Origin of the sequence: Streptomyces sp. NPDC020362 (assembly GCF_040642095.1) — a bacterium.
In the GTDB taxonomy this organism is placed as follows: Bacteria; Actinomycetota; Actinomycetes; order Streptomycetales; family Streptomycetaceae; genus Streptomyces.
The window spans coordinates 12,990-20,092 of record NZ_JBFAET010000164.1; the positions used below are offsets into that span (position 1 = coordinate 12,990).

A 7,103-nucleotide genomic window follows, 5' to 3' on the forward strand; every position below is an offset into this window, starting at 1 on the left:
GCTTCTTTGTGCGCCTGTTGGCGCTATTTGGGGGGGGGGGCGTCTGGGTCGTGCTGGTCGTGTTCCTGGGGTGGGTATGTCGAGGTGCCCGGTTGGGCACCTCGACTCTGCCTCTGGTGCGAATGGGTGCGGGGCGGGTGGACGGTCAACTCCGCTCGAACGGCGACGGTACGGGGAAGTAGGCGTTCAGGAAGGCCTGGAGGACGCGATCCTGTTCGTCGGCGGGAACTTCCGCATTCGGGGATTCACCGATGCAGAACACGCTGTGGCTGCGTGTGGCGAGGAGCCGGCTCAGCCGGGTGTGGTGCTCGTACCGGCCGGCATTGATGAACGTGCTGGAGAGGGTGGACGGATATGACCGTCCGGTCAGGTAGCTGAAGTGGTGGTGGAGCGAGGAGGGGACGGAAAGGTCCGTCCTCGCCCGGAAGGCGCTGGATGCCGTGGCGGCGACCTCCTTCGGATACGTCTCCTCGATCTCGTTGAGGACGCTGCGCCTGAGCGGATGCGGCGTGTGCAGGAATCCCTGGGTCGCGGTGCGCTGGAAGTCCCGCTCCAGCAGGGCCCGGTTGTTCTTGGCTGCGGCGAAGTAGCCCTCGTCCTCGGGTGAGAGCGGAACGGGGGGTACGGCCGTGGGCGACCAGAAGAAACGGGTGTGGCCGTTGCTGGTGAAGAATTCCTGCGGAGTGAGGGGGCGTCCCAGGAAGACGTCGTCGTTGAAGTAGAGGAAGTGCTCCGACAGGCCGTCGATGTGGTGCAGTTGGCTCTCGATGGCGTGCGAGTTGAACGTGGGCAGCCAGTCCGCCTCGCTGAAGATCTCACGGTGGCTGATGACCGTGACACCGGGCTGGGAAGTGTCCAGCCAGTGCGGGGTCTGGTCGTCGGTGACGATGTAGATGTTGCGGATCCAGGGCGCGTACATGGCCAACGACCGCAGTGAGTAGCGCAGTTCGTCCCGGTTGCGGAACCGCACGTCCCCGCTGTCGGCTTCCTCGTCGGCGATGCCCGCGGCTTTCTTTGCCGTGTCCCGCCGTGTGCGCCACTCGGGGTCTGTGTCGTCGACCCAGGTGTAGACGGCATCGATGGGGAAGTCGATGTCCTTCATCAGGCGCTCGGTGAACGCTGCAGCGGTGGGATAGTCGCGCTCGCCCACCCGCAGCCGTGCCGTCGGCTTCAGGTCGGGCAGGCAGGGGCCGACCAGGGTGGATCCGCGCGGAGCCCTGCGCCAGCCGGGCAGTTCGTCGCTCTCGTCGTTCTCGGCCCAGAACTCGACCTGACAGCCGTACGCGGGACCGTAGCGCAGCGTGCGGCTCTCCGTGGTCACCGGTTTGAAGACACGCAGGCCCATGACTTCCCCGACGGTACGCAGCCGCTCGGCCAGCACCGCACCGGGAGCTGTGCCCCTGGGAGTGATCAGCTCGGCGTAGACGGGTTCGGCATGGAGACCGGCAGCCAGAGCGTCGATGGCCCGCTCGCGGTGTTCGACCGCGACGGCGAGACGATGGGTGGGAGATCCGTCGCGCAGCATGAGGTAAGGGATGTGGCGCTGGGTGAAGACCTCGGCCACGAGTTCCAGGTTCCACTCGGCCATGCGCGCTGCGGTGACGTCGTCCCGCACCTCGGCGAGCCGGCCCGCGCTCCTGACGAGACGGCCCGTGCGGTCCTGGGCCTGGAGCATGACCTCCCGGGCCTTCTGTTCGTCGGCAGAGGCCGCCAGCATGCTGACGGGAGCGGCGACATTGAAGTGGCGGCTTCCGCCGGCCGCGATCCGGCGGGCCATGCGGTCCGCGCGGTCGGCGGTACGGGACGCCGTGGCCCGGCGCGCTGTCAGACGCGTGAAGAGTTCCTCCCACTGAGCAGTGATGCGCTGTGCCGAGAACCTCTCCTGGACCCCGGCACGGCCGGCTGCCCCGTAGGACCGGCGCAGCGCGTCATCGGCCATCAGCTTGGACATCGCCGCGGCCAGGGACTCCTTGTCGCCTGCGGGGACGAGCAGGCCGTCGACTCCGTGACGGATGATCTCCGCCGGGCCGGTGACGACGTCGTAGGCGACGACGGGCAGGCCGGCAGCCATCATCTCCAGCAGGACCAGCGGGAACGCCTCGTTGCGGGAGGGCAGCAGGGCCATGCCGGCCTTGGCCCATTCGGACGTCATCTGGCCGGAGTGACCGAGGAGGTGGACACGGTCGTGCAGCTTCAGCCCGTCGATCATCCGCCGGAGGCGGACCTCCTGCGGCCCGTCACCGAAGATCCGCATGGTCCATTCGGGGTGCTCGGCCGTGAGGGATGCGAACGCCTCGATGGCATGGTCCAGCTGCTTCTCGGGCGTCATGCGGGCAGCCAGGACGATCGTCTTGTGCGTGAGGTCCGAGCGGGGCCTGAATCCGTCCGGAACGGCATTGGGTATGGCAGCCAGGACGGGCGCGGTCGCACCGAGGGAGTCGGCGAACCACTCGCTGGTGCGCTCGGTGAGGGAGACGAGTGCGTCGACAGCGGGCGCGTACATCAGCAGGGGATCGCCGGTGACCCCGCGCAGCTGGGAGGCGCGGTGCTCCTGATGGATGGTGATGACGTCCCAGGGCACCAGCTCTGCCGCGGCGGCCATGAGAGCCGGAGTCGTGGTGACCAGCACGTCGGTGTCCAGACAGGACAGCGCTGCCGTCATCTCGATGTCCGAGAGCCGGTCGAACGTGGGTTCCCAGTCAGGCTTGATGATCTCGCTGGGGAGCGAGGTGAGGAAGCGGCACGTCTCCTCGTCGAGTGTGGTGGTGCGCACCGGTCGGCCGACGTCTTTGGTGCGGTCGACGAGATAGCGTCGTGGCACCGCACGGCCGGCCTCGAAGAAGGGCTCCTCGCTCGTCCTGAAGATGCTGAGCACTTCCACGTCATGGTGTCGGGCGAGGTGCGCGGCCTGCGTGTAGACGGCCATCTCCGTTCCGCCCATCCCGTCGGCCCAGGTGAGCAGAAAGGTGATCTTCATCGGGTTCTGTCCTCGAGTGTGGGAATGACTGTGCAACTCACCGTGGCCCATCCGGCTCCGGAGACGTGGGCGTGTACCCGCAGCAGCTTGCCGGTGGGCAGTGCGACGGTGTGGAACGGTGTTCGGAAGACCTTGCCGGGATGCCTCACGTCGGTCAGGCGACGACCGATCCTGATCTTCGTGCGGCCGCACCGCAGGCGCAGGTCCCAGACGTGCGTCGCCTTCCTCCCCGCGGACATGGCCGGGAGCGGCACCTCGAAGGTGAACCGGTCCCCCTGCCACTCGGGGCGAATCGGAAGGGCGCTGCCCACGCTGCGCGGCACCGCTTCTGCGGTGAAGTGCGAGGGTGCGGGGCCGGCCGCGATCAACCGGCCGTGGACGGTGACACGGTCCCATCCCACGGTGAAGCCCGTCAGTTCGGCCTGCCGGCGAGGCCCGGTGACTTTGAGCATCGCGCGATCCTCGATGGAGCGCACCACCCGGAACACCGCGCCGGAGCCGGCACTCGGAAAGGTCAGGAGAGTGGGGCCGTCCGCAGCGGGTGCGGGTGGCGCCATGACGGCGTACCGGGCCGTGGAACCGGAGCGGTAGGTCACCACGACAGTCAACTGCCACAGCCCGTCACCCACACGGAGACCGGGCTGCTGCGGATCGTCATGGTGCGGATGGCACAGCGCGGTGGTGGCCGTCAGCAGGGTGGATCCGTCCCACTGGTCCTCCAGGTCCAGGGGAACGCTGTGTGACTCGTTGCGCCGCCGCACCTGCAGAAACGCTGCTTCGAGTTCGTCATGACCGGCGGGACGAGCCACAGCCACGTTGAGCGTCCCGCCACCGAGTACCGAGAGATGAACCGGGCGCAGTGCCGGTCGGCCACGCCCCGGACCACTGAAGGCGGGAACAGTTCTGATCTGCTCCATGCTGCGGCGGGTCCGTCTCACCGTACGGCGGGCCCGCGCCGCAACGGTCACGGCGCGTGACAACAGGGCTTGGTTCATGACACTCGGATACCTCTGCTCGCGCTTCAAGTGGGACGCAGGAGTGGGCGCACCCTTGTTGGCCAGCAGGACCGCTTTTGTTCACGCTTCGTTCCAACCCGGGCTTGTGATCCCTGTTACTGCCGGAACAGTGAACCTGTCGATTCCTCACGGCATCTCCCCCCAGGCGAAGGACCTTGCACTGCCGGCGCTGTGATCCCGGCAGCCTTCGAGAGAGGCCCGGGAAAGGTAAGGCTCACCATGGACCCAACCGCCGCTGAACAGGATTTGGCGCAGTCACAGCCGCTGCCCAGAACTCACCCGGTCGGCCCGCCGGCCGTCAACAACCGCTCGGTCAATGCCGAGGGAGCTGCCCTGGTGAGGGCCTACCGGGCTTTGATGCCTCACCGGCTGCGGCGGACCATCGCAAGCCGCTACTCGCCCGAGTCACGCAGGAAACTCAAGGCTGTGGTGAGCGGCGCGTTCATGACGGCTGCGGTGCGACGGTCGAGGTTGTCGATGCTGGCTCTGCTGTGCCGTTCCCGGATCGAGGCCGCCGGCGCGTTCGTGGCGTGGGCGAACGGCCGCGCGCGCATCGTATTCCGGGAGCGGAACCTCGCGCCGCACGTGGCCCGGGCAGGCAACCTTTCCCGAGTGACCGAAGCCCTGGAGAGATCAGGCATCGACTACTTCTGCGTACGGGGTCAGGAGCGGCATTCCACGATCGTTGCGGTGCCTGTCGGCGAGCGGCAGCAGGCCGTGAACTCACTGCGCAGGCTGTGCCAGGAGGTTCCGGGATATCTGGTGTGCCGAGGAGCCCACGGCGCTCGCATCTTTCCCGCCCACCGGGGGCGCGGGTGGCGGGCGGCCGCGAAGGCCTCGACGCTGCGCCTGTTCTGGTTCCATGCCGAGCCCGGTGAACGTCTGGTGCTGGGGCCCGAGCATGCGTGCGAGGTCGAGTTCTGGGAGCCGGAGGACGGCATGCTCAGGGCGCCGCGACGCAATGCGGTCACCGACTCCGTACCCCTTGACGAGCCCATGGTGTGCTCTTCCGTGTCCGCTTTCACGGCTCCGGCGGGCCTGCGTGCCCCCTCCACGGCAACGGTGCGCACCCGCAAGGCCTTTACGGCACTGCTTCCGGGAGACGTCGACTTTCCCGTGGATGCTGTCTACACCTGGGTCGACGGCAGCGATCCGGAGTGGTTGCGTCGTCGAGCGGCCGCGTCGAGCGAGGGACTTCACGAAGAGGCGGCCAACGCAGGCCGGTACGCCAACCACGACGAGCTGCGTTACTCGCTCCGATCGCTGTCCATGCACGCCCCGTGGATCCGCAACATCTACCTCGTCACCGATGACCAGACGCCACCCTGGCTGGACACCGACCAGCCCGGCATCCAGGTGGTCAGCCACCGCGACATTTTCAGTCGGCAGGAATACCTCCCCACGTTCAATTCACATGCGATCGAGAGTCAGCTCCACCACATCAACGGCCTGTCCGAACACTTCCTCTACTTCAACGACGACGTCTTCCTCGGGAGTGAGGTCCTTCCCGAGGACTTCTTCCTCGCCAACGGCCTGAGCAAGTTCTTCCCCTCGCCGGCCCTGGTTCCGCTCGGCCCCCGCGCCATTCAGGACGCGCCGGTCTCCCTCGCGGGCAAGAACAACAGGGCCATCGTCCAGGAACGCTTCGGCAGGCTGCTGGTACAGAAGATGCGCCATGTCCCGCACCCCCTGCGGCGCAGCGTTCTCGACGAGATCGAGACCGACTTTCCCGAACAGCACCAGGTGACGGCCAGTACCCGGTTCCGCGGGCCGGACGACCTGGCCGTGACATCGTCTCTCTACCACTACTACGCGTTCCACACACAGCGGGCTCTGCCCTCGGAACTCTCCTACGCCTACATCGACGTGTCGTTGCCGAACTCGGCGAATCGACTCGACCAGTTGCTGCTGAAGCGCGACAAGAAGGTGTTCTGTCTCAACGACACCTGCTCGACGGAAGCGGACTACGACCGATGCAACCGTCTCCTGAGGTCCTTCCTCGACGTCTACTTCCCCGTACCGAGCCGATTCGAGAAGCACGCCTGAGCCCGAGACCCACAGCGCGGACCGAACCGCGTTCTCCGGTGGCGCTCGGTCGTCCGGTGCCGCTCAGTCGTGTCGACGCGTCAGAGGGCCGAGCCCGACCCACCCGCCGCCGGCAGACCACACCCGGGAAGGACAAACGGCGCGGCCGCCTCGGCCCGTCGTCCCGTGCGGTGGCCCACGGCCCTGCTGACGGTCGCAGGGGGCGGGTGCGGGCCGGCGCTGCCGTGCCGGTTCCAGGTCCGCCGGTCCGCCCGCGCTCCACCTGACCGCTTCGCCGCGCACCCACCGCACCACTACGCCACCCCGGCACCGTGTCGAGGACATGCGCCCGTGGAGTCCGGTGGAAGAGCCGAGTCCCCCGTACCGTCGGACGACCGGCCGAGCCCCACGCCACGACCTGCACACCTCATCCGGCCGGAGTCGGTCATCTCCGATGCCATCGCCGGAGCAGGAGCACACCCATGCGCCTCTACGCCCAGACCCCGCCTCGTCGGATCCGTCAGGTGCTCGCGGACCTGATCGCCGTGGCCCTGATGGCGGCCGCGGTGAAGTTCGCCCTGACCGTCCACGACGCGCTCATGTTGCTGGCCGAGCCGGGGCGGAAGGCACAGGGCGCGGGCGACGACCTCGCGACCGGCCTCGACGACGCCGCCGACGCGGCTTCGAAAGTGCCGCTCATCGGGGGCTCCCTGAAGAAGCCGCTCCAGTTCGCCGCCGGCGCCGGCAACGGTCTCTCCGACGCCGGACAGTCACTGCAGCACCTCGTGGGCCAGGTGGCGTACCTGACCGCACTCGCGCTGATCGTCCTCCCCGTGGCCTTCGTACTGGTGCTGTGGCTCCCTCCACGGCTGCGCTGGATCCGGCGCAGCGCCGCCACCCGGCGCCTCCTCGACAGCCCCGGAGGTGCCGACCTGCTGGCCCTGCGCGCGCTCACCGGACCGCAGCGCGATCTTGCCGCGGTCCCCGCCCCGCGCCCGTGCAGCTGGTGCACAGCCAGGTCAAGGTGCCCTGGGCACAGATCGACCTCAGTGCCCTGGACGAGGACAAGCGGGAGGCCGAGCTCG

Annotated in this window: 4 protein-coding genes; 2 read left to right on the top strand and 2 right to left on the bottom strand. The window is 68.1% G+C overall.

Going from position 1 to position 7,103, the window contains the following annotated elements; genetic code table 11:
- Positions 1–145 precede the first annotated feature (145 nt).
- A complete protein-coding gene (locus tag AB0H32_RS36665; RefSeq protein ID WP_361130123.1) occupies positions 146–2,977 on the bottom strand; it encodes a stealth conserved region 3 domain-containing protein in 2,832 nt (943 codons plus the stop codon).
- The gene (locus AB0H32_RS36670; protein WP_361130126.1) at positions 2,974–3,792 is read right to left on the bottom strand and encodes a hypothetical protein; all 819 of its coding nucleotides are present in this window, start codon (positions 3,790–3,792) and stop codon (positions 2,974–2,976) included. The genes AB0H32_RS36665 and AB0H32_RS36670 overlap by 4 nt, the downstream gene beginning before the upstream one ends.
- 372 nt (positions 3,793–4,164) lie before the next feature.
- Here AB0H32_RS36670 and AB0H32_RS36675 point away from each other — a divergent pair, with 372 nt between their 5' ends.
- Positions 4,165–6,039, top strand: a complete 1,875-nt coding sequence (locus AB0H32_RS36675; protein WP_361130129.1) for a stealth family protein — start codon at positions 4,165–4,167, stop codon at positions 6,037–6,039.
- 461 nt (positions 6,040–6,500) lie between these two features.
- On the top strand, positions 6,501–7,103 hold a 603-nt coding region (locus AB0H32_RS36680; protein WP_361130132.1), incomplete at its 3' end, for a hypothetical protein.

What these genes read in the sequence shown, in the direction of transcription:
- AB0H32_RS36665 (WP_361130123.1), bottom strand. Translation starts at nt 2,977, where the DNA reads ATGAAGATCACCTTTCTGCTCACCTGGGCCGACGGGATGGGCGGAACG.